The organism is Chryseobacterium sp. HNCC26DJ240, from assembly GCF_057180485.1.
On sequence record NZ_JBXUGK010000011.1, the window covers coordinates 37,758 to 62,617 of the forward strand.

The following is a 24,860-nucleotide window of genomic DNA, read 5'->3' on the forward strand; positions in this document are numbered from 1 at the left end:
TTCAGTTTAAATTTATGGTTAAATCTACCTTATAAGTAGTTTCAGTTTCAGCAATTATAATACTGTGTTTTCCGGAATATACCTGATTTAACTGGTCAAAAGTATTCTTCAAGCCCACTTTTAAACTGTCTTCATCGGTAATATTTGCTGTGACAATGTTATTAAAGACCGTGAAGTTCAGAATAGATTCCTGCACAATTATTTTCAGTTCTATTTTAGAATTTTCTTCAGCATTAAAACCATACTTAAAGGCATTTTCAATAAAATTAATCAGAATAAAAGGTGCTATTTTAAAATCTTTCAGATCACCAATTTCTATGTAGGAAAAATCTAAACTGCTGTCGGTTCGCAACAACTGAAGTGCGATGTAATCTTTTATGTAATCAATTTCTTTGTTTAAATCTACAAAATCTTTGCTGCTTTCCTGAACGACATAGCGCATTACATTGGAAAGCTTCAGTATTCCATCCGGTGCATCATCCGATTTCAGCAGAGAGAGTGAATAGATAGAATTGAGAATATTAAATAAAAAATGAGGCTGCAGCTGATATTTCAGGTTTAAAAGATCAGATTTGGCCTTCAATTTTTCAAGTTCGCGCTGCTCATTTGATTTATAAATAAAAAAGGAAGATAAAAATGAAAATAAAAACGGCAGAATTGAAGTGAAGATTTTCTTGGGTAAGGTATTGTCTTTTTTAGCTCCCATCTGCTCCGGCTGTAGTCTGTTTTTTGGGAATTGCGGAGGAATATTTTCTTTAAATTTATCGTTCTCAGGAGGCTTTCGCATTTCCATTTCGTTTTGGGGACTGCCATCATTTCCACCCTGATGATTCGGAACTAACGAAAATGGTAAAAATACAACCACGGCATAACTCAACACCACCATTACTGAAAAAGCAAGAATTTTATTTCTGCTGAAAAGTTTCGGAAGCAAGACCAGAGAATTCAGATAAAAAAAACCGATGACCAGAACAAACCTCAGAAAATCTCTCTGAAAAGGTTCGGAATTAAATAATGAAAGCGTGCCGTCAAAATCCGGCGATGAGATCACAGGAATTGCCAATAAAAGTATGATAAGAAATATATTCGTAAAAACCTTTTTACGGTCTGTCCTTTGGTTGAATGTGCTGCTTTTCATAGTTTAATACTACCTAAAGATAGTTAATTTATCGATTTGAGCGCAGGATTTTTGGCAATCTCTAAATACAATACCAAAATCTAAAACAAAAAAAATCCCGAATGAACGGGATTTCAATTTATCAATTTTGAATTTATTTGATCTCCACAGGAACTGAGATCTTGTCCCAATCCATTGTGAATCCATTGCTGTTTACTTTATAAACTAAAGTTTCCTGTGTCGCTTTTAAAGCCTTAGTTTTTACATCAACACGCAAAGCATCTTTAGATTCTTCGTATTTGTAAGCGCCCCACTGTTTTGACTCTTTGTTGAAAACTGCAGTCCAGGTTCCTGATGCTTTTGGAACTAAGAAAAAGCTGTATTTACCAGCAGGAAGTTTCTTACCCTGAACAGTAATTTCTTTACTGGTTTCAAAAGTAGTTGCTTCATTGGCACCGGCACGCCAAACTTTATCATAAGGTACCAAATCACCCCAGATTGTACGTCCTTTAACTGAAGGACTGTTGTAGGCAATGGTAATATTGGCGTCTTTAATTTTTCCTGTTACAGTTGCAGGAGGGCTCGCAGGTTTTTTAGTTTCCTGAGCGAAAGCGTTCACTGAAACAGTCATTGCAGCCACAAGAACGGTAGCCGATTTAAAAATTGTATTCATAATATTTTTATAATTTTTGATTTATTTATCTTTTACGAATTTACTGCTTTTGGCTTATAAAACAGTAATCCAATTGCAGAAAATAAAATGACTGCCGCTGCGCCAATTACATTGAGCCAAAGAAAAGAAACAACATCGAAATTGTAAATGGCAATCACCGTAATTTCCGATAAAATTGCAGATATGAATACATTCTTTCCATTGATTTTTTTAAAATAAAATGCAACCAGAAAAATCCCTAAAATCGGTCCATAGAAAAGAGAGCCCAAAACATTCACCGCTTCAATAAGAGAACCCATTTGAGTGGCAAACATTGCGACACCGATTGAAAAAATCCCCCAGGCTAAGGTGTGAAGTCGACTGTAACGAAGTTCGGTTTCGTCGTCAGGAATTTCTTTTTTAAATATCAAATGAACATCTTTTAATGAACAAGCCGCAAGGGAATTTAAAGCTGCCGAAATTGAGCCCCAGCTCGCCAGAAAAATGACAGCAAACAGCAAACCTATCGTTCCTACAGGCAAGGTATTTTTAACGAAATACAGGAAAATATAATTGGTATCTGTTTTCTCGGCATTAAAATTTGAATTATTGATAGCTTCCTCTACCCTTCCGTGCAGGTCTTTTACCTGAGTTTGTGTATTTTTAAAATCCTGAATAGTCTGTTTAAGTTGAGGAGATTGAGTTTCTTTCAGCTTTAAAATTTCTTTCGATTCTTCATTAAATTTTGTCTGCAAATCCTGATGTTCCTTTTCAAAAACGGCAGCCTGCTCAGGTTTTGTTTCTTTTAAATGTTGATAAGAGCGTTCGTTGAAATAAATCGGAGCCGGTTTTAAAGAAAAGAAAGCGAAAAGCAAAGCACCGATGAGAAGAATGGCAAACTGCATCGGAATTTTAACCAATCCATTCAACAGCAAGCCCATTTTTGCATTCGTATTGTCTTTCGCCGTAATATACCTCCCGACCTGACTCTGGTCTGTACCGAAATATGAAAGTGCCAGAAAAAAACCACCAATCAGTCCGCTCCAGATGTTGTATTTGTCTTTCCAGTCAAATTCCGTGGTGATGACATTGAGCTTTCCGGATTTTCCTGCGAGATAAAGAGCGTCATTAAAGCCAATTCCATTTGGCATATTTTCAATAAGAAGATATCCTGCAAAAGCCATTGTTCCCAAAATAATCAGAAACTGTAATTTTTGGGTGTGAGCTATCGCTTTTGCACCGCCAACATAGGTATAAATCAACAGAATTCCGCCTGTTAAAACATTAGTCAAATAAATATTCCAGTTTAAAACGCTTGATAAGATGATACTCGGAGCATAAATACTGATTCCCGTTGATAAACCTCTGGAAAAAAGAAAAAGCAGTGAAGTTAGTACCCTTGTTTTTTTATCGAAACGGTTTTCTAAATATTCATAGGCAGTGTAAACATTTAAGCGCTGAAAAATCGGAATAAAAGTGATACAAATCACAATCATCGCCAAAGGCAAACCAAAATAATACTGAACGAAACGCATCCCGTCTGTGTAAGCCTGCCCCGGTGCTGAAAGAAACGTAATGGCACTCGCCTGAGTCGCCATAATACCTATCAACACAATGTACCAAGGCATTTTATTATCTGCTTTCAGGTAAGATTCGTTGCTTTTCTGTCCACGACCGATGAATACGCCGTAGACAACCACTGCAACCAGTGTGAAAATCAGGACTGTCCAATCTATCGTACTCATGCCCAGAATTTAGTAAAAAAATAATAAAATACTATCTGAGCTACTAATGCAAATGCTAAAAGTATATACCAAATATTCCAGTTTTTAAGTTGATTATTCATCAGTTTTTCTGTGCAGATAAAAAGTTTAAAAATAAACGAGCCGCACCCACATTTCCCGCAGGCAACTGTCTGAAAAACGCCAACGGTGTGTAAATGAAATTACCCTTTCCGTATTTTGCATATAAAGTTGATCCCTGCAAAGGTTCTTCACCTGTATCGTGCATTTCAAAAAGTGGTTCATACGCTGCATCCCATTGAACAGGGAAGTAAGCACCGCGCTCCTGTACCCAACCTTTAAAATCAACCGCAGTAATTTTGTTTGGAAAGTTCAGTAATTTATGATTTGGATTTAAAAATTTAACCTCAGCATTTTCTTCTGTAACACGCTTATTGGCAATCGTAAAATTGTACATTCCCAACTGGTCAACGGTTGTATCCTGATTGGTGTTGTACTGCATCACCAAATTACCTCCAGCTTTTACATAAGACCATAAAAAAGGCATCCAACGACCCAGTTTTTTCTCCGTATTATTGGCACGAACACCAAGAACGATAGCATCATATTGAGAAAGTTTATTTTTATTTCCGCCAGATTCATCTAAGTTGCCATAAAAATCTTCATCTTTCAGAACATCTACCTGAATACCGGCAATACGTAAAAACTCAGGAATAAAATCTCCTGCTCCTTGTACATAACCCACCTTTTTAACCTTAGACTGAATATCACCTTTCATCACAGCAACTGTTGCAGGCGCAAAATATTGTAATGAAGGTAAATGCGGATATTGAATTAATACCTGTTTTTTATTATAAGTTACTCCATCGGCAACAAAATTGGCATCCAATTGTAACTGATTTGATTTTATTGAAGCCAATTTAGCTTTTGGAATAACATAATCAACGGTAATATCTTTTCCATTGATTGATTTTATATCACCTCCGCCTAGTCGTTCGCCGTTAAACATCAGATTTACTTTTCCATTACTGAAATGTTTATTAGAATTAATCTTAAAATTTAAACTCAAATGTAAATCTTCATTTTCTCTGACTAAATAAAGTGGTTGTGTAAATTTCAGTTCCAATGCAGGAACAATGCGCAAGGCTTCGACCACATCGCCACGCACCGGATCTAATTTCTTGAAAGATAAAGGAAGTTTAACATGAAACTTTTCCGAGCCGATTTTTAAACCAAGCAAAACATTCAGTGGTGATTCCGCCTCAGGCAAACCGATTATAGTATCATTTGGAACAGAGAAAGTTGCCGCATTCACAGCTGGTTTTGCCAACCAGTAAGGTTCTGTAAGCGCTGCATCTGCAGGAATCTGAATATCGTGTTGAATGGTAATTAAAGAATCTTTGGATAATTTTCTGTTAAAATTTTCTGATTGACTTAGCCATTTTACATTTTCTAAAATAACAGGATTTGTAGTTCTTGAGATTAGATTTAATTTAAAATTGTAATTGTCACCCGCAACAGCTTCAGCCTGATTGGTAACCACTTCACCCATAAATCCAACACAGCCTAAAATGATATGATCAAGAGATTTAATTTTATCATTTTTTAAATCTGAATCTTTTAATGCTAAAACTTTTTTTCGCAAAACAAGCAAATCAGGTAAGCTCTGTTCAGGATTATTGAAATTGAAATTCGCAATAATTTTATCTAAAGATTGGTCAATATCAGCGCTTCCTTCTTTTGTCCAGGTTTTAGTTACTCCATCAAAAAGTGTTGACTTTGCAGACTCGCCATCAACATGGGAAAAATATTCAGTTTTAATTCCGGCTACAGACTGTGTTCCTGCACCCTGACTTTTATGTAAACTTCTGCTTAATCCAGCCAGTTCACCATAACCCATTCCCAGTTGAGCATCATATTGCCCAACGGTGACTTTCAGTTGATTTTCAGCCGTCGTATTGTTGTTACCAAATCGGAAAGTGTTCCACAATATGCGTTTGGGTTGCCATAAATTCACATATTTCAGTTGATTTGGAAAAGCTGTTTTATCGCCTGCCAACTTAAAAGCTTTTTCTGCAACCACAGCCGAAGCCGCATGTTGTCCGTGTCCTGCCGCAGCAGTAGGAGGAAAACGACAAATGATAATATCCGGACGGAATTTTCGGATAACCCAAACCACATCAGCAGTAATGCTGTTTTCATCCCATTGTTTAAAAGTATCAGTCGTATTTTTAGAAAACCCGAAATCAATTGCACGGGTGAAAAACTGTTGGGCACCGTCTAACTTTCTTGCCTCTAAAAGCTCATGCGTTCTGATCAATCCCAAGGCAGCACCCTGTTCTGTTCCTAATAAATTCTGACCGCCATCACCTCTTGTTAAAGACAAATAGCCCGTTTCTACATTTTGCTCGTTGATTAACCAAGACAGTAATCCTGTATTTTCATCATCGGGATGAGCTGCGAGGTATAAAACTTTAGGTAGGTGTTTTAGCGTTTTGAGATCGCGGTAAATTTCAGATGATTTTGATGGCCGAACTTGTTGAGCCGAACAAAAAACCGTAAAAAAGCCAAGAATAAATACAGTGATTGCTTTGTTGAACATTTGAATTTGCTTTGCGGGGCAAATATAAGTAAATCGTTTTTCTTTCAGACTTAAAAGAAGTTGAGTCTAAATTTCGTATAAAATATTATTTTTTTCAGACCACAAAAGACACAAATTTTTTTAAGGATGTACGTTTATAATCAAAGCCCTAAATTCAGCAATTCTTTTGTCAATTCATAGAAATCTAATCAATCTGAGAATAATGAAGCTCAGATTCTTTCAGAATGACAAAGAGACGTTAAAGAATTAATTTATTACCTATCACAACATTTTATTTATGAATTAATATTTAAAGAAAAATAAAACCAATTATGCCTTTATAACTTCATTCCTCGTAAGATTAATATAATTAAACATACAAAATGTCGCTATCGCTCCGAAAGTATGCCATAAAAAGTGTGTTCCGAAATTCAACCACTCCCATTTATCGGCTATACGGAAAGTTAGTGCAAAAACAAATGACAACAAAGCAAAACCTACCCATTTTCCTGCTTTCCATTGGGTATAAATTAAGTACCTTAATACCGAGAAAAGCACAAATGAAGCCATGATGGCGTAATTTACGTTGATGAAGAGAGAAGTATTATCGATCAAAATCCAGTTCCTTAAAGCAAACATGAGCAGTAGATATCCGAAAACCATTAACACAGCAAAATACCATCTGGTGCTTTGCGCTACAAAATAAAATCCTGCGGATAAACAAAGTAACATAATGGGAAGCCAATCCATCATAATAAATACCGGCCATTGTCTGAATGAATGATAAACCGTTCCACCAATAGCTCCAATATATAATAAAACCAAGCAGTACGCTAAAAAGGGATATTCTTTAAAATTACCTTTAATTTTAATTGTCCAAAAAATGGCTAAGGCTAAAAAAAATACAGCAGTGATTGCATTTAACGGTTCAGGAAAAAACTGAGCCATATCTGTTTCTTTGTATAACATTCCTCCGTCTGGAGGTATTTGATTTATCGGCATCTTTTGTTACGTTTGTTTATATCTGACTATACATTTACCTGTACAGATGAAGCAAAATTAAATCCACTTTAGATTTATCGCTGCTTCCGCTTTCATAAGTCTCTCAACTTTGGAATTTTTACTTTACGCCAGTGAGTTATCAGGGTAATCTACCAGAAATAGTAAATTTGTTTTAAAGTGATTATAAAAATTACGATTCTCATCTAAAAAGGAAAATTCTTCAGGAAACTGACGACCTGGATCCTGCACAAAAAAAGATTTCATGCCACGAAATTTTAAACCGATAAAAATTAATTCAAAACATTAAAATCTCCCACCTCTTTCCTGATTGTGGAGATTTTATTTATCATTGTGCCGGGCTTTAGAGGGATCTTATCTTTAGCTGGATTATTTCTCTATTTCCCAATGATGTTATGCCTGAAGACAGACCAGATTATCTGAGAGAAGTGTATTATCTCTCATCCATCCGTAAATAAGAGACTGACATCCGGAACCTTCAGGGCTTTGATCCCAATAATGATTATGTGCCTGAAGACTGCGGAGCATTATAAAACTTACAATGCCTTCTTTCTCGAATGAAGTAATTTCATAGCTGAGATTAACAGGCTTAATTAATCCGCCTTTTACGCCAAACTGAGCATCTCCCTCCTGAGCATCATTTCTGAAATTGGTAGAAAGTGCATCAGAAACAGAGTAAATATTCACCCACTGTATATTGTCTCCCAAATGCGTGATTCTGTTATTGTAGAAATTTTTAAAATAAGAATTGACGAATTCATAAGGTGAACCGATGGTAATAAGGGCTTTGCAGTATGTCATTGCATTGTCCGAAGGTTTTGTACGGTATGGGTAGAGATAATCTATGGCGAGAATACTTCCAAAACTGTAGGCGTGAAAATGAATCTCTGGTGACTCTTCATGTTCAGTAATATAATCCACCAAATTCTCTAAGTTTCCCTGAATAATCTGCCGCCTCGCACCATGTCTGATATAATCATTAGCACATACAAATTCTGTGGCAAGATTGGTAATAAGTGTATTTGCATTGGGTACAAAGAGAACAAGCACCGCCACAACTGACAGAATGGTTTTGGATATACTGCTTATGTAATCTGTAGAAATATAGGGTATGTCTGAAGGATAAGCCCTATTTTTTAAATCAAGTAAAAGATTTTTGTTGGCCGGAATTGAAAATATAAAATCAATAACAGCAGGCAGAGTAAGAACAAGAAACGAAGAAATCAGCAGAAAAATCAAAAACAGATATAAAGTCTGCAGGGGTCTGGCATAGCTCTGTGGACTAAAAATTCTTTTAATCACTACCGGAAAATTTACCAGTACCAGATTCAGCAGCCAAAGACTCTTAGAAATCACCGATTTCTTTTTGAACTTTTCTGTCAGCAATTCATGATATCTGAATTCATAAAAACGATACAGTATGGTATTGAAGCCGCTGCCCTCGTATAAGGTAACTACGGTAGCCTCACGATCTGAGATATAAATAACTTTCTCTGACTTTGTATGGTAGTTTACTCCGCGGGTATTGAATTTAAATTCATTTTTCAACCTTTCGGCATACTTTTCTACACTGTCATTTTCAACAGACTGTCCCAAGCCTGAAATGTAAATTCCAATTTTCATGATGTTCAGTTGTATTAGTTTAATGTAAAGTTAGGCAATTAATAAACTACATACTTTAACTTTACTGTTAAGTTTTTAGTTTTGTGGTATGTATATTCTGTGCGCAAAAGAGACAAGTTCTGCACCTTACAGATATAAGATGTTCCCTGCTACCCCACCCAACACATCGGTACGAGCTGAACCAAGAAACTGCAGGTGATGTACAAACATATTATTTGCTCAAAATTCATCTGAACTGAGCAAAGTGGGATGTGGAAACAGTGATTTACCGGGCGGATATTTATGATACAAAGGGCACGAAGTCAGGAGACTTCGTACAGCGAGAGGTACAAAGAAATTATTTGTTGAAAATTCATATGAACGGAGCAAAGTAGGATTTGGAAACAGTGATTTACCCGGCGGATATTTATGATACGAAGGGCACGAAGTCAGGAGACTTCGTACAGCGAGAGACTTCGTGCAGCGGGCTTCGTACAGCAAGGACTTTGTACAGCGATATTTTTCAGAAACTGAAGAAAATCAGAGTTTGTTTTAAAAAAATGCCACACGAATAATCGTATGGCATTATTGATTTGATGCTTAAGCTCAGGATATTTGAAGTGAGTTGATTGAAGCCTGAAACATTGGGCATTTTATTTACTGATAAATCATTGAAGTAAAGTCTACTTTTTTCTGTACCGTGCCCAAAGATACTTCATCAGAAGTGTTGTAAGATAACTTGCCACCGCTGCGGCAGAAGCTGTACATGCTGACCACAGAATGTTTTCGAAGGGAGGAGAAAAAATAAAGCCGGTCATGCAACCTCCCAGAAAACCCATTTTCACTTCAATACTGTTCATGATTCTCATTTTCATCAGGCTCCGGTTCTCTGACCGTTAACTGACTGACCGCAGCAATCATCCCACCGGCAAGGGTGATGTAACCTGCAATATTGACCAGCTTATGGGCGACCTGCAGCTGTGAAGCTAAAACTGCAGAGCCCGCACCCACCAAAATTAAGCCCGTGTTTCTTAATTTTTTAAACAGTTCAGGCAATGGTGCTGAACATCTTTCAAGTATATTCATAATAAGATTTTTTTAAAATCAGAGCCGCTTACCCTTTTTGAAACGGCTCTGATGGGATTAATAATTTAATTTTACAAAGTAACTTTTAAAGTAACTTCCTTATGATCATTCAATAATGGGAAAACAAGAAACTTCAGTGCGGCAAAAGCTTTTTTTGAAGAATATCCTTTCCCCTGACCTGCAATCGCAGTAACTGGTGCAATACAACCAGAAAGTTCTGTCATGGCGTTATTGGCAGGATGAATCAGAATCAGAGATCTGCCTTTTACATTTTCTACCATTAAATGCCAGCCGAACCTTTTGCTGAATCTCTTTACCAGCCTGTATTTTCCTTCCGGAATACACGAATCTCTGCGTCTGTTATCCTTCCAGGGAAGCTCAATTGTAAAACAGATGTGCTCTCCATCAGCAAACAACTGTCCGTTGGTACCCTCAGGATAATATTTCCGAAACAGTATAAGTTCCATTATACTCCACCATCTACTTTAATAATTGCAAGCGGATTGTAAGAACCATTCTTCAATGCGTACATGCTGCCATTGATATCCTGAAAAAACTCAATTCCCAGAGCTAAAAACAGTGGTTTTGTAGAATTTGCAGGCAGTGATAATGTATGCGTAATCAAAGTGGTTGCTGTGACCGAATATGGAAGAACTGCTGTAGATTCCTGAGCATTTGCAAATGTTTCCTGCTCAAAGTCTACCTCCGCACCACCCGAGGTAATCTTGAAATGCGTAGTCCCCTGAGGTGCCGTAATCATGTCTGACGGAACGAACGGATTGATAGAGACGGCCATCTCCCCTGTCACACGGTCTATGGATGATGTGTAGGGTGCATGGATGGTTGTTGCCAATGCACCCGTCTGATTAAAATCAAAACCCGTCAGGAGTTCAGCTTCACCGTCAATCACGTTTCTTAAACCTCTCTGGCTAACCGTATCTGCCTGAATGACTTTCATCATAATCTGCGTCATCCTGCTCGCCATCCCTGAAGATTTCACGTTGGTAAGCAGTGGCCTTAAAGCTGCCCTCAGTATTTTCCCTGCCTTCCCTGCTCTGCCGAATTCCATTCCGTTTTCACGTGTTCTCTGAAAAGCAGGGTCTGTAGCAATTCTCTTTGCGTCTATCCCTCCTTTTTCACGAACAAGATATCCGTCTTTTGATTTGTAAAAGGTAACATCCCCGATGGTACCCGTGATCTTAAAGATCCCTTTCTGATGTGCCATTGTATTAAATTTTTAGTTAAACACTTTTTTTAATCCGTCAATCTTTTTTTGTTGCAACTTTTGATTGATGAGACAAAGATTAGGGTTTGTTACGATAGTTATTCGGTAGTCATTCGGTAGTACCGAAAGATTTTTTGATGGATTGATTTAACATAATGTTTTTAGGGCATTCAGTGGGAGTATGTGGGGAGTTGGAGGGTTTGAGGGGTACGGGATTCGGGGTGTGAGGGTTTGAGAGTGAGATACTGGGTGCGGGATGCGGGGTGCGAGGGTTGGATTGATGGAGTTTTTTTTGGAATGGAAGATTATTTGCCGTCGAGGTCGGTGAAGTGTTGTTCAAGGTTTTCATGGAGAGACTGGAGGAATTTGGTACGGTTTATTTTGCGCAGTTTTATTTCACCCAGAATTTTGTGAAAATTGGAAAGATCGACACCCAGCGTTTTTTCGAAAGTTCTGATCACTTCACTTAGTTCCATATTTCCTGCATTGAAACATTTCATCAGATAAAGACTGTATATCAGCTCAATCAGTGAAACTTTCGATGATGACCACGACAACACCGACCTATATTCCGTAATTTCAGGTCTGTCATTTTTTACAGCATACAATTCTTCCTGTAAGTATGCCTCTAATTTAACGTTGGCGAGAATATGAGCTACCAAATGATCATGTGATGTGGTGAACGAAGAATCAAGATTGTAAAACCCCGCAGATAACCTCATCTTCATATCGAAAGAATCGCGTACGAAATATTTGTGATCGAGATAAGTGGCACCGCGACGATAATAGCTGTAAAATTCTGCATTGTCTTTGTAGAAGGTATGGAGTTTTTTCTGCTCCGATTCATAATATTTTACGAGAGTTTCTGCACCGGTCGCCGGTTTTAAAGATTCAATGCTCAGAATTTTTGTATAGAGGATAAATTTCGATATCAGAGAAGGTTTTAACACTTTAAAGAAATACACCTCATCTGCCGTAGATTCAAATTCATAAGATGATATCATTGATTTTGCCGTTCTCACGGATTCATCAATTTTCATTAACGCTGATTCGCAACACGCAATCCAATTTTCCCTGTTATTTTCAACTGTCCCTAATACGTGTTCAAGTTTTTGTGACAGATCATGAATTTCTGCCAATACATTTTTCTGTACCATGTCCTTAAAATTTTAAAGAAATGTACAAAATCGTCCTGTAAATGTGAAATATCAGAGCTTCTTAATTACTCCTGCTCTCCATCTGCTTTTTTATTATCCGCCTCCAATTTTTTCTGTTTCACATAATCAATGGGACGCATGCCTGTAATTTCAAGAAAAGCATCGGAAAAGTTCTGTCTGTATAAAAATCCCGCCTCTTCTGCCAGAACCGTAATTTTAAGTTTGAGATAATTTTCATCTTCATTGAGCTTTCTGATGATGTAGTTTATTCGCAAGTGCATCAGATAGGGTTTGAAATATAACCCTTTTGTGTCATGGATGAATACAGACAGATAGTTTGAGTTTGTTCTGAAACGTTTTGCCAGGATTTCAACAGTGAGACCTACCTGTCTGAAGCCCTCTTTGGTTTCGAATGCAGATAATTTCGCCGTTAAATCTTTCACTACTTCTTCAGGCAGTGAAGAACGACGGGAAGAGGTCTTTTCGGTCTGTAAAGGAATCTGCCGCTTTTCCCATTTTTCCTGAAGCAATATGTACTTCTTCATTACGTCCTGTTTTTTTTTGCGGTGCAAAACCAGCAATACCACTAACACGGAAGCTGATACCCCTAAAAAAAATACAAAACCCAAACCTGTAAATTTTATGGTTTGCCACTGTTTTTTTTCCTGCAGTTCTTTTTTCCTGTCATAGCTTTTATAAATTTTTGAAGAGAGGTAGGCAAAATCTTTTTTGAGAAAAGCGTCTACGGCGAGTAGTTGCCGTGTATAATATCTTTCTTTCTGAATATTATTTTTTTTTTCTGCAAGCATGATCAATTTTTCGTAAACCGGACGCAGTTCCGGCCAAATAAAATGTCGTTTTACAAATATAGCATCGATATTTTCAAAGTTTCGGACTGCCTTTTCTTTCTGATCCGTATTCCACAGAATATTTCCCTTATAAAAAAAGATTACCGAGGCCCATGAAAAATCATCTCTCTGCAACAAAACCGGTAATGCTTTATCCAGATAAAAAAGTGCTGAATTGTAATTTTCCTTTTGATATTCTGCAATTCCCCTGCATTTATAAAAATATGCCTTTTCCAACCGGAAATCTTTGCTGTTTCCTATTACAGAAAGACCTCTTTTTATAAGACTGTCTGACCGTTGCCTCTGCTCCAGGTTTCTGTATACAACGGTAAGCTGATGCAGACTGTTGAGGTATGCTTTTTTATTATTAAAATGCTCAATTGGTTCAGTGATTTCTGACATCTGCTTTTCGAAAAAAGTAATGCACTGCAAAAAATGTTCTGAAGCCGGCTCATAAAAACCCAGATAGCTTTTTACAACGCCTATGTGATAAACAATTTTATTTTTGAGGTATTCATCTTTCGTGTCCTCAGCAAATTCCTGCGCTTTAAGGTATTCGACAAGAGCATGCTGAAATTCTTTAAAATTAAAATAATATATTATTCCTTTTCCCAGATAAGCGTTGGCGATCAGATCTTTTTCCTTAGACAGGATTGCTACCGTAATTGTGGAATCTGCAAATTTCAATTTATCGGGGGCATTCTTTGAGAACTGCACACCATCCCTGTACCCCTGTACCCAGTGCCTGTAATTTTTTTCCTCTTTTGCTTTTTTAATGTATTTCCTGACCGCAGGTAATGCAGTTTCATCATCGGTATACAATTTTTCATAGTTGCTGCGTATCTCCCTGAATGAATTTTCTTTTATCTGTGAAGAGCAGACAGAAGTACAGTGAATAAAAAACAATAAATAAAAAAATTTCGTTGTCATCTCAGGTCGTGTGTTTTATCAAAATTAGAAAAAAAACAGCGTCATCCGATAAGAGGCCCAGCAATTATCGGCTGCTGTCAGTTTTTTCTGACAGAAAACCTTTATCCATAGCTATTTACCGTGTTTCATATGCAGTCTTTTTTTGGAAATTACGTCGACTTAATTTCCAAAACAGTCCCTCAATCATTTTTTTTTGGGCTCCAGAGCCTCCTACATTTGTCCCGAGAATCTCATATAAACCGGCCGGAATTTCTAACTCAAATTCCAAAACAATGAAAAAAACAATGTATGCAATGAGCATGATGCTCTTTCTTGTCATTCTGCAACAATGCAGAAATTCAGAATTTACAGGCACAGAAGACGCATCTCAAGAACCGGGAACAGTTTCAAAAAAAGAAGATGACAGCACCCGAGGTAAAGAATTATATCCTGATCCTCCAGTAAGAGACGGACATGACTGGAAGAACGGACATTAGTTTATCATCAAAAAAAACAATTATGAAGCCCCATACCACCATCAGTACAACAGGTCAACCATGTCCGGCCAGCGGTCTTTGGCAGAGTATGGGGTATTTTAAAACTACAGTTCCTGTAAAAACCGGAACTGCAATGCCAGACTACTGCGGAACCCCTATTGACTGGATACTTATATTTCCTGATGATGATAAAAAACAAAATAAAAAGCCATGAAAAATATCAGATATTATTTTATTTCAGGTACCGTTGCTTTCTTTATCCTTCTGTTTAGCTACGCAGGCCTCAGCAAGGCAGTTGATTTTGAAAATTTTCAGGTGCAGATCGGGCAATCTCCTCTGCTCAGTGCCTATGCCAATATTGTATCCTATGGAGTGATTGCCTTTGAAACTCTTATTGTCATTTTACTTAGTACGGAAAAACTGAGAACAGCGGGACTTTACTCTTCTACCGCACTGATGTCTGCTTTTACGGTATATATCTATCTCATACTTAACTACAGTGATTTTGTACCCTGCTCGTGCGGTGGGATTCTCGAAAAACTGGGATGGACAGAACACCTGATTTTCAATATTGTCTGTGTAATCCTCGGTATCTGTGCTATACTTTGCGAAAAAGGCAGTAGAAATATATCTCTGCAAAAATCTTCAGTCTTTATTGTAAGCAGTAATATACTAAGTATTTCCATTGTGATATTGCTTTTTATTTCATCCGAGCACATAGTAAAGAAAGAGAATAATTTTACAAGAAGATTCCTGCTTTACCCTGTTAGTGAAGATAAGAGCAAGATTCTTGATTATTCAGATTACTATTTTGCAGGTGAAGATCAGGAGAATATTTATCTCGGAAACAAGCAGTACCCTCAACTACTGACAACAGTGTCCAAAGACTTTTCCAAAGTTTCAACGCTGAAGATTGTTCCGGAAAATATGAACCTGCCTTTCAAATCACTTCAGATTACGGTAAAAGACTCTCATTATTATCTTTGGGATGGTACTGTTCCTGTGATCTTCAGAGGCAAAACAGGAGATCCCAATGCAAAAGTCATCAGTTATCAGGATGCTTTTTTTTCACAGCTGACCGTACAGGATTCCAGTCATTTTATCATCAGAAGTATTAGCAGTAGATCAAAAAGTCTGACTGTTGCATCCTTGTCACTCCATGATCATCCGAAGGTTACATTTTATCCCGAAATCATAGAAAAGCACAAAGACGGGGTTTTTGAAAGTGACGGACAATTAAGCAGTACAGATTCTCCGTTTCAGGTTATCTACCTCTACAACTACAGGAACCGATTTACAGTGAGTGACAGAAAACTAAATATACAACATCACCTAAAAACTATAGATACCGTAAACGTTGCGCGGATAAAAACCAGGAAATTATCTGACGGGCGTCATAAAATGACTGCACCACCCCTGGAGGTTAATGAAAATATTTCAGCCCAAGGCAATCTGGTCTTCATTCAATCTGCCTTAATGGGCAAAAATGAATTAGCATCTAATTTTAAAAAAGCAAAAGTTATCGATATCTACAAGCTCAATGCGCAGGAATATCTTGGCAGTTTTTACCTGTATAACGAGGGAGAAAATCAGCTGATCGATTATAGGGCCGGGAAAGAATATTTCTATGCACTGATCGGGAAAAAGCTAATACGCTATTCTTACCGAAAGCCGCTGACGAAAGATTTAACAGGGGAAGCCGAAAACCTGGACCCAGAGTAGGCACACAATTATTAATTTTTTTATTATGAAAAATTTATTTTTCTCTGCTTTTATCGTGCTTGTTGGCACAGGAGCAGCGTTTGCATCAAAAAAGGCAAACAACAGTACAAGTGCTATCGTTTCAGGATATCACTTTGATGCAGTGCAAGGACTTTGCGTGGATGCAGGACAAAGCTGCAGCACCATTCAAACGGATGAAGTCTGTGAATGGACAGAAGACGGTTCCACTCTCCGAAACGTTGGGGAGACCATGTGCGGTGAACCGCTTTATAAGATTCCATAAAATTAAAAAGAGAGGACGCCTAATCAGCGTCCTTTTTCATTTCCCTGTCTATCCAGTCGATTTCTTTTTTATCTTTAAGGAAGTAGTCCCACCATTCGATTGCTCTTCTGTTGAGGTCTTTTGCCTCCTCGGTTTCTTTCCCCAGATTGTGGAATCCCTCAGGATAAAAGAGCGCCACCGCTTTTTTACCGTTCCTGACCAGTCCCATGAAAAATTCCATGGTGTGCCCCCAATGTACATTTTCATCTTTTTTGCCTGTCCAGATCAGCATCGGTGCACTTACCCTATGCACATAATGAATCGGATTGTTACTGAAATAGAGATCAGTGTCGGCAGAAAACGGCACATTCATAAAGTGCTGACCGTTCTCATACTGCCACATGTAAGGCGTACCCATATTGTAGTTGAATGAGAAATACGCTCTCACAACATCAGTTTGTGCAGCACCCGCGATATAGGTTCTGAAACGTTTTGACTGTGTGGCAATAAAAACCGTTTCGTAGCCACCCATTGAATGACCTGTGAGCCCTACCCTCTCCATATCTATATTTTTGTTTGAAGCGAGTGCGTCGAGTGATCTGTTGACACAGTCGAGTGCTGAAATACCTGACCCCGAAGCACTGTACACAATATCAGGCAGGTAAACAAAATAGCCTCTTTCTGTGAGTGTTCTGAGATCAAAACCAATGGTGCTGTGCTTAGGGTATCTGTAGTCATTCGAGGTAGAGCTCTGTACCTGATAAATACTGACTATCATCGGGTATTTCATGTTTTCCTTAAAATCTGAAGGATAATAAAGAACACCTTTGAGCTTATTTCCGGAACTGTCTGTATACTGAATGATCTGCTGTCTGATCTTCTCCGCTGTTTTGTCTCTGGGATTACCGGGATCCAAAACGACCTTATCTTCAATTTTGGAGGAGATCTTCCTGTATGCCAGCCGTGAGGGCAGACTGTAATTCTCTTCCGTGAAAAAAGCATATTTCATCTGATCATCCGTTTTCAGATCTGTGATATTTTCGGGTGACATCGGGATTATCTTCTGAAAATTACGGTTGCTGTACATATGCCACGATGCGTTGTTTTCCGCATCCCTGAGTTTGAGCAACGTTTTACTGCCATTGTACATGTACCATGAATTCATGTTACCAACATCGACTATGAGGTGACGTTTGTAATCCTGAAGCGCAGCGTGCAGGTTTTCGGTTCCTTTGACCAGTGTTGTTTTCCCGCTGTTAAGATCGAGCTTCCACAATCCGTTTTTGCTTTCAAACCATGCATAATCACCCGTTTCGTCGTATATCGGTCTTGCCGTAAGATGCTTTGGTACTGTAAATGATCTGTTCCCCGATATATCCTTTCCTATCCACTGTTTTGATTTATAACTGAAGCTCAGCAGGTATCTGCCCTGCGGTGCTATCATCAGGTCTTCCGAATCTTCAAATATCTGTGTGTACTTTTTATTTGCTATATCGTAAAGGTATATGTCAGGTGCCGGGAATCTTGTTGCATAACGGTATTTTTTATACGGATCGAATGCCAGTAAGAATTTTCTATCATTGACCGGTGCAAAAAACGGAAACCGGTCTGCGGGAATATCATCAAGCACTGAACCATCGGTATTCCAGCTGTAGTATTTGTGCTGCACCGGAAACTCCTGCTTTGCCATCAGGTTTCCGTCACCTGCGTACCATAGTTCCGGCAGTGTTTTTTCTTCCTCTGATTTTTTCGTTACATCAATCAGATATGCTTCGCCTTTTCCTGTTTCCCATACTTTTACGAGATTGAGTCCGTTTGCCGAGCCGAGACTGAATGAAGATATCTTATCATTAGCCCAATCTACGAAGGTCATCCTTATTTCCTGTCTGGCCTGCAGGATTTCTGTAATGATGAGGTGCTTTTCCGATTCCGAGATATGAATTCTTTTGATCTGGGCATCTGTCTTGTAAACCGTTTTTGCGCTGTTTCCGGTGAGGGAAATTATTTCCTTCAGTCCGTTTTTTTCACAGAGCATAAATGCCTTCTGTCTGTTGTCAGTGAGAAGATTTTTAACATTCTGAAATTCAAAGATCTGCCTGTCTTCTGCATTATATACTTTCATTTCCCCATTATTGTGCAGAATGCAGTATTGTCCCGCAGTCTTTAAACCGGCTACCTGTTTTACCTGCGAAAACTGTATTTTTTTTAAATCCGGCAACGAGATCAGTTCCGCTTCCGAATCGCCGAAAGCCAATAATCTGTTTTTTCCGAGAAAAGAGAAGTACGAATTTTTTCTGATCAGTGTCAGGATTGGCATTCCCGGTTTTGTACGGTCTGTTATCAGCATGGTATCCCTTGAGGTCATGTACCATTTTTTTACCGATGTGTATCTTCCGTCAGGTGAAACCTGAAGATTCCCCAGGGTATAGTAATTTTTATACCGGCTGCTGATGCTGTCGTAAAAAGAACCTGAACCGTTCTGAGCCCAACCTGCCGCAGAAAGAATTACCGTGATCAGTAAAAGCAATTTATTTTTCATCTTAATAGCCATTGTTCTGAGGATTAAGTTTCGGGTTTAACAGTAGTTCTTTCTGAGGCAAAGGCCAGTTCTGAAAATGGGTTTTCCAGTTTGTTTTCAGGGGCTGTAAAGTGTCTAGCCTTCCGAATCTTTTCAAAACAAAAAAGCGGTTTCCCGTTTCGGTAAAAAATTCCCTTCTGTTTTCCTTTATAATCTCATCCATCAGTGTTTCCTTAGAAACGGATGTAGACAGCACTGCGACATTTGCCCGCTGTTTTATGGCGTTAATGTAAGGCACCGCTTCCGAAATCCTGTTTTGCTGAGCAAGAGATTCCGCCAGTAACAGATATGCTTCCTCCAGCCTGAAGACAATTGAATATTCTGAAGTATTGCTACTCTGCACCTTGTATTTGTTTGGTCTGTACCATGTATTTGCTCCTACTATTACAGTGGTGATCCAGTACTGTCTTCTGAGATCGCCTGCCGGAAAACTGCTGATCAGCGCAGGTGATAAGGCCACCGTGAGCGGAGCAGAATTACTGAAAAAGTACGCCTGAATTTCCTTTGTGGAATCTCCGGCATTGCGTGGTTTGAGCTGCCAGATGATGTGCGTTCCCGATTTGTCAAATACTTTTGTGATATCGTTCTGCATGCTGTACAGCGGGCTCTGTACAATTTCCTTCAGGAGTAATTCTGCTTCACCGTATTTTTTTGCCGTTATCAGCGTCTTTGCCAAAATCATCTGCGCCGTCTTTCTGTTCGGGAAAATTCTTTCCGTGTTGCGGTAGGTGTCTTTAAGTACCGGAATCACATCTTTCAAATCACTTTCAATCCTGTACAGAACTTCATCGGAGTCTGTTTTTTCTATTTTCTGATTGATCATGTAGTTTGTGGTGACAGGATACGGTATGTCTCCATAGATCTGCTGAAGGCAAAGAAAGAGAAGCGACCTTATCATCAGCGCCTCAGCTGTGATTCTGCTGCGGTCTTCCCCTGTAATGGCTGAGGAATTTTCCACGCCTTCGATGATGGCGTTTGCCATGTAAACTTTCTGATAGGCGTTCGTCCAGTAGGACAATACCACAGGATTTGAGTCGATCACTGTGTTCTGATAATATTCCATCAAACCTGTATTGGATGAAGCTGCATAAAAATTCAGGTCATCTGTATAGAGCCCCATGATCCGTCCCGTCTGATCACCTGCGAGTGGCGAATTGTCCCACAGTCCCGAATACAATCCTGACAGGGCTGCATTGGCGGTCTGCACATTTTCGAAAACCTGATCTGATGTGAGCAGGTTTGCCGGTGTTTCCGTTTCAAGGATTTTTTCACATGAGAGGCCAGCTGCAATTATCCCCAGCAATGCTGTATATTTTGCGATATGAAATAGATTTTTCATTGTCTTATTTTTTTATTATTAAATTGTTCTTTCAGCTGAAGTTTAAAACTGTAATTGACTGGACATAAGTGTATTTATCATTTATAACTCATTACCTAATCTTACAGCGTCAGCGTTGCGCCGAATGAATATGTTTTAAGCGGCGGAAGAAAGCTGCTTGAACCTAATTCGGGGTCTATGCCGAAGTATTTTGTCCAAGTCCATAGGTTCTGTCCCTGAAAGTAAATCCTCAGTTCTTTAAATGCCGAGTTGTGAGGCAACGGGATTTTATAGGCCAACTGGATATTTTTCAGCCTTATAAATGAAGCGTCGGATACTGATGCAGTACTGGTCTGGAACAGGGAATGCAATGTATTGACGTTGGAACGGTACGGCATGTATGTTCCTCCCGGATTTTGTGCAGACCACACATTCAGTACTTCTGCAGGAAGATTGTTCATCAGACCCGGAGAGGTCATCGACGCGTTGTAGTTTCTGGAACGCTGGTTTACAAACTGAAAAAGAAAGGAGAGATTCCAGCTTCTGTAGCTGAGCTGATTGCTCAGTCCACCGAAATATTTTACAGAAAGATTCTCTATCACCTGTCTGTCTTCGGGTGAAGAAATCTTCCCGTCAGCATTGTAATCGGTGAATACGTACTGGCCTGTCTGAGGATTGATGCCTTCCAGACTGTACAGCCTGATGATGTTTACCGGCTGACCGATGACATAGGAATTGGAATAGGTGGAACCTTCAAGACCCGGAAATCTTAGCAGCCTGTTTTCCGGAAGGCTGATGTTGAATGAGGTGTCCCATTTCAGTTCGGTATTTTTGAGTATTCCTGCATTCAGTGTGAATTCAAAGCCTGTGTTCTGAACGGTTGCATCGAGATTGGCATTGACAGAAGTAAAACCTGTGACGGCAGGAAGCTGGTATCCTACCAGCTGATTGGAGGATCTGTTTCGGTACCATGCAGCGGTAATGTTGAGTCTGTTTTTAAGAAAACCTGCTTCCAGTGCCAGCTCAAGTTTCGTGGTTTTTTCCCAGCTGAAATCAGGGTTGTACAGTCGTGCGGGAACAAGCCCTGTTACCCCATTGTAGACCGTTGCGGATGATAATGTGTAGGCATTCAGATACTGATAGTCACCGATGTTATCACTTCCTGCTGTTCCGAAGCTTCCTCTCAGTTTCCCGAAACTCAGCCACGGAAGCCCTTTGAGCAGTTTTTCTTCAGAGACAAGCCATGCTGCGCCTACAGCACCGAAATCTGCAAACCTGTTGCCGGGACCGAATCTGCTGCTGCCATCCCTTCTTCCGGTGATGTTGAGCATATACTTTTTATTCAGATTATAATTGATCCTCCCGAAAACCGCTGCATATTTATACTCCGTTGTGTACAAGTCATTGATTACCCTGGTTTGGGCTGCGGCGATATTTTCAATGAATGCATTGCTCTCAAAACCTGTTCCCGTCATGGAAAACTGTGAGACTGAATCTTCCTGGTATGTTGCTCCGATCAGCACATCGAAACTGCTTTTTCCGAATGTTCTGCTCCAGCTGACCTGCGGCTCCAGAATCCATGAAAATCTTTTCTGTTCGTAACGGGATGACTGGGAATAGGCACTTGACTGCCCTGTGATAAAAGCAGGATTGAAAATGGTATTGGGGCGAAGCGATTTTTCCTCAAAGGTCTGGTAAGTGATTCCACCGTTGAGTTTAATTTTCACATCCTTCAGCAGTTCATACTCCGTAGTAAAATTGTTGATGAACTGAATCTGGCTGTTGAGGTATTTCGCATTGAATGATGCTACAGGATTGGTGAACGTATTGTTTTGCCAATTGATACTTCCGTCACCGTTGTACAGAGCAGGAGCATTGGGGCTCAGGCTGTGTGCCAGCCTCGTCAGGTCTTCATTCAGCACGTTGTTTTTCTGCCCCGAGAACATATTGGATACGCTGAGCATAAAACGTCTGTCTTTTGACCGGTGTGATATATTGGATGAAATGTTATGGGTTCTGTAGCGGAAATCCTTATCATAGACCGTAGACTGTTCTGTACGGCCATAACTCAGCAAAAAAGATGTTGTTTCGCTGCCGCCGTTCAGGGAGATCTGTGCGTTGCTTCCTTCTGCCAGATTTCCGATGAGTTCCGTGCGCCAGTCGGTATAGCGGTTCTGATCCCATGCTCCGTTCAGATCATAGGCTGTTGCAGGATAGGTTGTGATGTTGTTGTTGGCAAAAGCCTGACGCCTCATCGAGAGGTATTCTTCCGTATTCATCATTTCGAGATTTGACTGTGTCCGGCTTAGGGAATACATGGTATTGAAGTGAACACTCAGTTTTCCTGATTTTCCTTTTTTGGTAGTGATGAGCACTACCCCATTGGCTCCGCGAGAGCCATAGATGGCTGTGGCGTCAGCATCTTTCAAAACCTCAACGCTTTCTATATCCTGAGGAGCAATGGAGTTCAGCGGATTGATGTTTCCTGAAGAAATTGCGGTTCCCCCGAATCTTGAACTCAGGTCGCCACCGAGGGGCACACCATCTATAATATAGAGCGGGATATTTCCGTCTGTTCCGCTGTTGGATATGGTGCGGAGCGAGTTCTGCCCCCTGATCTCCACCTTAAAACCGCCACCGGCTGTACCGCCGGTCTGGGTAATATTGACTCCTGCCATTCTCCCCTGCGCTGCTGCCAAAACATTGGTGACGGGTTGGTTTTCTATTTCCTTTGCAGAGATTTTGGCAATGCTTCCCGTTCTTTCTCTGTCTTTTACTTTGTAGTAGCCGGCATTGATGACGACTTCGTCGATTGTTTTGAGGTTGAGGCTGAGGTTGAGGTTGAGGTTTAGGATGGAGGCTGCGCCTAAGGTTTTCCGCTGTTCTGCGTAATCGGGGTGGCGGAAGATAAGGGCGGGGTTTTCTCCGGTGACCTGGAGAATGTAGTTTCCCTTGCTATTGGTAACGGCTGTTTCACTGCTGTTTTCCTGAGAGACACTTACGTCCGAAAGCGGCTTGTTGTTTGCGGTTACGATCCCCGTAACGGTTCTGGTCTGAGCTTTGAAACTGCTGCATAAGACTGTCAGCATGAAAGCACAGGCCAAAGTTCCTATAGGATTATAGGATTTTTTCATAGTTTTGTCATGTTTTTAATTAAACGATTCAATCCATTGCTCCTTCCTGAGTGTCCAAACTTATGGGAAGGGGCTTTTTTATTGATCTTTTTGTCAGGCTGATTTGGCCTGTTTCTTATTTCATTGGTTTGGTTAAGGCATATTAATTCGCTGTGATTTGTTTCCTTTTTTTAGTCTGAACAGAGGAATCTGTGGTTGCAATCACCAACTGTTCAGAAAACAGGGCTTTCGTGATACGCTGAAAAGAAACAGTAATTAAACCCTTCACTTCAGAGCATACAAAAGCAGTAATTATCAATTAAAATGAATGAAAATTTGTCCCGTGAAAGCTTTAAAGGCCGCAATAGGTTGTACACCCTACTGTATCATGCATTTCTTATGAGAAAACATCTGCAAAAAGTAAAACAGCTCTAACCATCTGACTGATGCAGACCGTTACTTTATTAAGTTTTTTGAATTAAATTCCTTTCGTGCTGAAAATAATTTGGAAAATTAAAAGAAAGCCAGTACTTTTAAGGTGCGAGTTTAAAAGGTACTTTGTCTTTCCTTAACCAAATGTAAAGGAATTTCGGAGTGTAGTGGTATTTTTTACCCTACACCTGTACTCCTGCGTGAGGCAGAATGGTGTAGAGCTGTAAATTTTTCCTCCGCTATTCGGGTGGGCAAATAAGCAGGATGGTTGAAAATGTCATTCTCATAAATGTATTTTTATATATGGAACGATGCTTTTTAAGTATGAGGATTATACATGCAAAAATAGCATGGGGCAGTCTCACACTTTAGAACCAAGGACGACCAAGCCCTATAACATTATTACTAATGCTTTCACCTAAAGATACGTGAGAACCGCCCACATGCCGTATGCAAAAGTAAGGAACTTTTCGACATGGAGCGATTTCACGATAATCTCGGTGAATAAATTGGTCGTTTAGGTTCGAGATACATCGTTTCAGATAATCCTTCTATAAGGCATATTATCAATTCGCTTTAGCAAATATACAAAATTAATTCATACTCCAACATAGTGGAGTAAAAAAAATATAAATATGACCAAAATAATTGTTTTTGAAACCACACAATTTGATTTTGATTTGATTAATCACATTAAGAATTTACGACAGCAAAAAAAGTGGTCACAAGAAGAACTTAGTTCACGAATGGGGGTTTCAAAAACATTTGTGGGTAATGTGGAATCATATACCCAAAAACAAAAATATTCTACACGTCACATAGCTCTTTTAGCTAAATCTTTCGGATTTAGAAACATCTCTCAACTAATGAAATTCCCCACTCCGCAATACGATAAAATTAATGTCACCGTCAAACAAACATTCAACGAAAATAACACAAAGGTTATAAACATTGAAATCATAAAAATTGAACCAATCTTATAAAGAAACTAACTAACCA

At 39.3% G+C, this 24,860-nt stretch carries 20 protein-coding genes; 5 read left to right on the top strand and 15 right to left on the bottom strand.

Going from position 1 to position 24,860, the window contains the following annotated elements; genetic code table 11:
• Position 1: 1 nt before the first annotated feature.
• The 12 genes from AC2A1G_RS19625 to AC2A1G_RS19680 all read right to left on the bottom strand — a co-directional run bounded on the left by AC2A1G_RS19625 (position 2) and on the right by AC2A1G_RS19680 (position 13,960).
• On the bottom strand, positions 2–1,138 hold the full coding sequence (locus tag AC2A1G_RS19625; RefSeq protein WP_484048573.1) for a sensor histidine kinase: 1,137 nt from the start codon (positions 1,136–1,138) through the stop codon (positions 2–4).
• Positions 1,139–1,271: 133 nt separating this feature from the next.
• Positions 1,272–1,790, bottom strand: coding sequence for a DUF2911 domain-containing protein (locus AC2A1G_RS19630; RefSeq protein ID WP_484048574.1), 519 nt, complete (start codon positions 1,788–1,790; stop codon positions 1,272–1,274).
• A 32-nt stretch (positions 1,791–1,822) separates the two neighbouring features.
• Entirely contained in the window at positions 1,823–3,514 is a 1,692-nt protein-coding gene (locus AC2A1G_RS19635) for a sodium:solute symporter family protein (protein WP_484048575.1), read from the bottom strand.
• A gap of 100 nt (positions 3,515–3,614) precedes the next feature.
• A complete protein-coding gene (locus AC2A1G_RS19640; protein ID WP_484048576.1) occupies positions 3,615–6,113 on the bottom strand; it encodes a PIG-L family deacetylase in 2,499 nt (832 codons plus the stop codon).
• A 309-nt stretch (positions 6,114–6,422) separates the two neighbouring features.
• Positions 6,423–7,094, bottom strand: coding sequence for a hypothetical protein (locus AC2A1G_RS19645; RefSeq protein WP_484048577.1), 672 nt, complete (start codon positions 7,092–7,094; stop codon positions 6,423–6,425).
• A 411-nt stretch (positions 7,095–7,505) separates the two neighbouring features.
• Entirely contained in the window at positions 7,506–8,735 is a 1,230-nt protein-coding gene (locus AC2A1G_RS19650) for a hypothetical protein (RefSeq protein WP_484048578.1), read from the bottom strand.
• 662 nt (positions 8,736–9,397) lie between these two features.
• Entirely contained in the window at positions 9,398–9,574 is a 177-nt protein-coding gene (locus AC2A1G_RS19655; RefSeq protein ID WP_484048579.1) for a hypothetical protein, read from the bottom strand.
• On the bottom strand, positions 9,561–9,800 hold the full coding sequence (locus tag AC2A1G_RS19660; protein WP_484048580.1) for a hypothetical protein: 240 nt from the start codon (positions 9,798–9,800) through the stop codon (positions 9,561–9,563). The genes AC2A1G_RS19655 and AC2A1G_RS19660 overlap by 14 nt, the downstream gene beginning before the upstream one ends.
• 71 nt (positions 9,801–9,871) lie before the next feature.
• On the bottom strand, positions 9,872–10,267 hold the full coding sequence (locus tag AC2A1G_RS19665) for a DUF5675 family protein (protein ID WP_484048581.1): 396 nt from the start codon (positions 10,265–10,267) through the stop codon (positions 9,872–9,874).
• Positions 10,267–11,025: a hypothetical protein gene (locus tag AC2A1G_RS19670; RefSeq protein WP_484048582.1), complete on the bottom strand. Its 759-nt coding sequence runs from the start codon at positions 11,023–11,025 to the stop codon at positions 10,267–10,269. The genes AC2A1G_RS19665 and AC2A1G_RS19670 overlap by 1 nt, the downstream gene beginning before the upstream one ends.
• A gap of 305 nt (positions 11,026–11,330) precedes the next feature.
• Complete coding sequence (locus AC2A1G_RS19675; protein WP_484048583.1) at positions 11,331–12,182, bottom strand: RteC domain-containing protein; 852 nt, start codon at positions 12,180–12,182, stop codon at positions 11,331–11,333.
• 65 nt (positions 12,183–12,247) lie between these two features.
• Positions 12,248–13,960 (bottom strand): helix-turn-helix domain-containing protein, encoded by a 1,713-nt coding sequence (locus tag AC2A1G_RS19680; protein ID WP_484048584.1) that lies wholly within the window; start codon positions 13,958–13,960, stop codon positions 12,248–12,250.
• 272 nt (positions 13,961–14,232) lie between these two features.
• Between AC2A1G_RS19680 and AC2A1G_RS19685 the strand changes: the two genes are divergently transcribed.
• The 4 genes from AC2A1G_RS19685 to AC2A1G_RS19700 are packed head-to-tail and all read left to right on the top strand — an operon-like array spanning position 14,233 to position 16,441.
• Positions 14,233–14,436, top strand: a complete 204-nt coding sequence (locus tag AC2A1G_RS19685) for a hypothetical protein (protein WP_484048585.1) — start codon at positions 14,233–14,235, stop codon at positions 14,434–14,436.
• A gap of 22 nt (positions 14,437–14,458) precedes the next feature.
• Positions 14,459–14,650, top strand: coding sequence for a hypothetical protein (locus AC2A1G_RS19690; RefSeq protein WP_484048586.1), 192 nt, complete (start codon positions 14,459–14,461; stop codon positions 14,648–14,650).
• The gene (locus tag AC2A1G_RS19695; RefSeq protein ID WP_484048587.1) at positions 14,647–16,158 is read left to right on the top strand and encodes a MauE/DoxX family redox-associated membrane protein; all 1,512 of its coding nucleotides are present in this window, start codon (positions 14,647–14,649) and stop codon (positions 16,156–16,158) included. Before AC2A1G_RS19690 ends, AC2A1G_RS19695 begins: the two co-directional genes overlap by 4 nt.
• 55 nt (positions 16,159–16,213) lie before the next feature.
• On the top strand, positions 16,214–16,441 hold the full coding sequence (locus tag AC2A1G_RS19700; protein WP_484048588.1) for a DUF6520 family protein: 228 nt from the start codon (positions 16,214–16,216) through the stop codon (positions 16,439–16,441).
• A gap of 19 nt (positions 16,442–16,460) precedes the next feature.
• Here the strand turns inward: AC2A1G_RS19700 and AC2A1G_RS19705 are convergent, their stop codons facing one another.
• The 3 genes from AC2A1G_RS19705 to AC2A1G_RS19715 form a co-directional block, all read right to left on the bottom strand.
• Entirely contained in the window at positions 16,461–18,959 is a 2,499-nt protein-coding gene (locus AC2A1G_RS19705; protein ID WP_484048589.1) for an alpha/beta hydrolase family protein, read from the bottom strand.
• A 1-nt stretch (position 18,960) separates the two neighbouring features.
• Positions 18,961–20,337 carry a RagB/SusD family nutrient uptake outer membrane protein gene (locus tag AC2A1G_RS19710; RefSeq protein ID WP_484048590.1) on the bottom strand — a complete coding sequence of 459 codons (1,377 nt, stop codon included), beginning with the start codon at positions 20,335–20,337 and terminating at the stop codon, positions 18,961–18,963.
• A 101-nt stretch (positions 20,338–20,438) separates the two neighbouring features.
• Complete coding sequence (locus AC2A1G_RS19715; protein WP_484048591.1) at positions 20,439–23,450, bottom strand: SusC/RagA family TonB-linked outer membrane protein; 3,012 nt, start codon at positions 23,448–23,450, stop codon at positions 20,439–20,441.
• Positions 23,451–24,496: 1,046 nt separating this feature from the next.
• Between AC2A1G_RS19715 and AC2A1G_RS19720 the strand changes: the two genes are divergently transcribed.
• Positions 24,497–24,844, top strand: a complete 348-nt coding sequence (locus AC2A1G_RS19720) for a helix-turn-helix domain-containing protein (RefSeq protein ID WP_484048592.1) — start codon at positions 24,497–24,499, stop codon at positions 24,842–24,844.
• Positions 24,845–24,860 lie beyond the last annotated feature (16 nt).

Coding starts and splice junctions, on each gene's coding strand:
- AC2A1G_RS19630 (WP_484048574.1), bottom strand. CDS start 1,790: ATGAATACAATTTTTAAATCGGCTACCGTTCTTGTGGCTGCAATGACT.
- AC2A1G_RS19665 (WP_484048581.1), bottom strand. CDS start 10,267: ATGGAACTTATACTGTTTCGGAAATATTATCCTGAGGGTACCAACGGA.
- AC2A1G_RS19675 (WP_484048583.1), bottom strand. CDS start 12,182: ATGGTACAGAAAAATGTATTGGCAGAAATTCATGATCTGTCACAAAAA.
- AC2A1G_RS19650 (WP_484048578.1), bottom strand. CDS start 8,735: ATGAAAATTGGAATTTACATTTCAGGCTTGGGACAGTCTGTTGAAAAT.
- AC2A1G_RS19655 (WP_484048579.1), bottom strand. CDS start 9,574: ATGAACAGTATTGAAGTGAAAATGGGTTTTCTGGGAGGTTGCATGACC.
- AC2A1G_RS19715 (WP_484048591.1), bottom strand. CDS start 23,450: ATGAAAAAATCCTATAATCCTATAGGAACTTTGGCCTGTGCTTTCATG.
- AC2A1G_RS19640 (WP_484048576.1), bottom strand. CDS start 6,113: ATGTTCAACAAAGCAATCACTGTATTTATTCTTGGCTTTTTTACGGTT.
- AC2A1G_RS19720 (WP_484048592.1), top strand. CDS start 24,497: ATGACCAAAATAATTGTTTTTGAAACCACACAATTTGATTTTGATTTG.
- AC2A1G_RS19710 (WP_484048590.1), bottom strand. CDS start 20,337: ATGAAAAATCTATTTCATATCGCAAAATATACAGCATTGCTGGGGATA.
- AC2A1G_RS19670 (WP_484048582.1), bottom strand. CDS start 11,025: ATGGCACATCAGAAAGGGATCTTTAAGATCACGGGTACCATCGGGGAT.
- AC2A1G_RS19695 (WP_484048587.1), top strand. CDS start 14,647: ATGAAAAATATCAGATATTATTTTATTTCAGGTACCGTTGCTTTCTTT.
- AC2A1G_RS19660 (WP_484048580.1), bottom strand. CDS start 9,800: ATGAATATACTTGAAAGATGTTCAGCACCATTGCCTGAACTGTTTAAA.
- AC2A1G_RS19680 (WP_484048584.1), bottom strand. CDS start 13,960: ATGACAACGAAATTTTTTTATTTATTGTTTTTTATTCACTGTACTTCT.
- AC2A1G_RS19625 (WP_484048573.1), bottom strand. CDS start 1,138: ATGAAAAGCAGCACATTCAACCAAAGGACAGACCGTAAAAAGGTTTTT.
- AC2A1G_RS19645 (WP_484048577.1), bottom strand. CDS start 7,094: ATGCCGATAAATCAAATACCTCCAGACGGAGGAATGTTATACAAAGAA.
- AC2A1G_RS19705 (WP_484048589.1), bottom strand. CDS start 18,959: ATGAAAAATAAATTGCTTTTACTGATCACGGTAATTCTTTCTGCGGCA.
- AC2A1G_RS19635 (WP_484048575.1), bottom strand. CDS start 3,514: ATGAGTACGATAGATTGGACAGTCCTGATTTTCACACTGGTTGCAGTG.
- AC2A1G_RS19685 (WP_484048585.1), top strand. CDS start 14,233: ATGAAAAAAACAATGTATGCAATGAGCATGATGCTCTTTCTTGTCATT.
- AC2A1G_RS19690 (WP_484048586.1), top strand. CDS start 14,459: ATGAAGCCCCATACCACCATCAGTACAACAGGTCAACCATGTCCGGCC.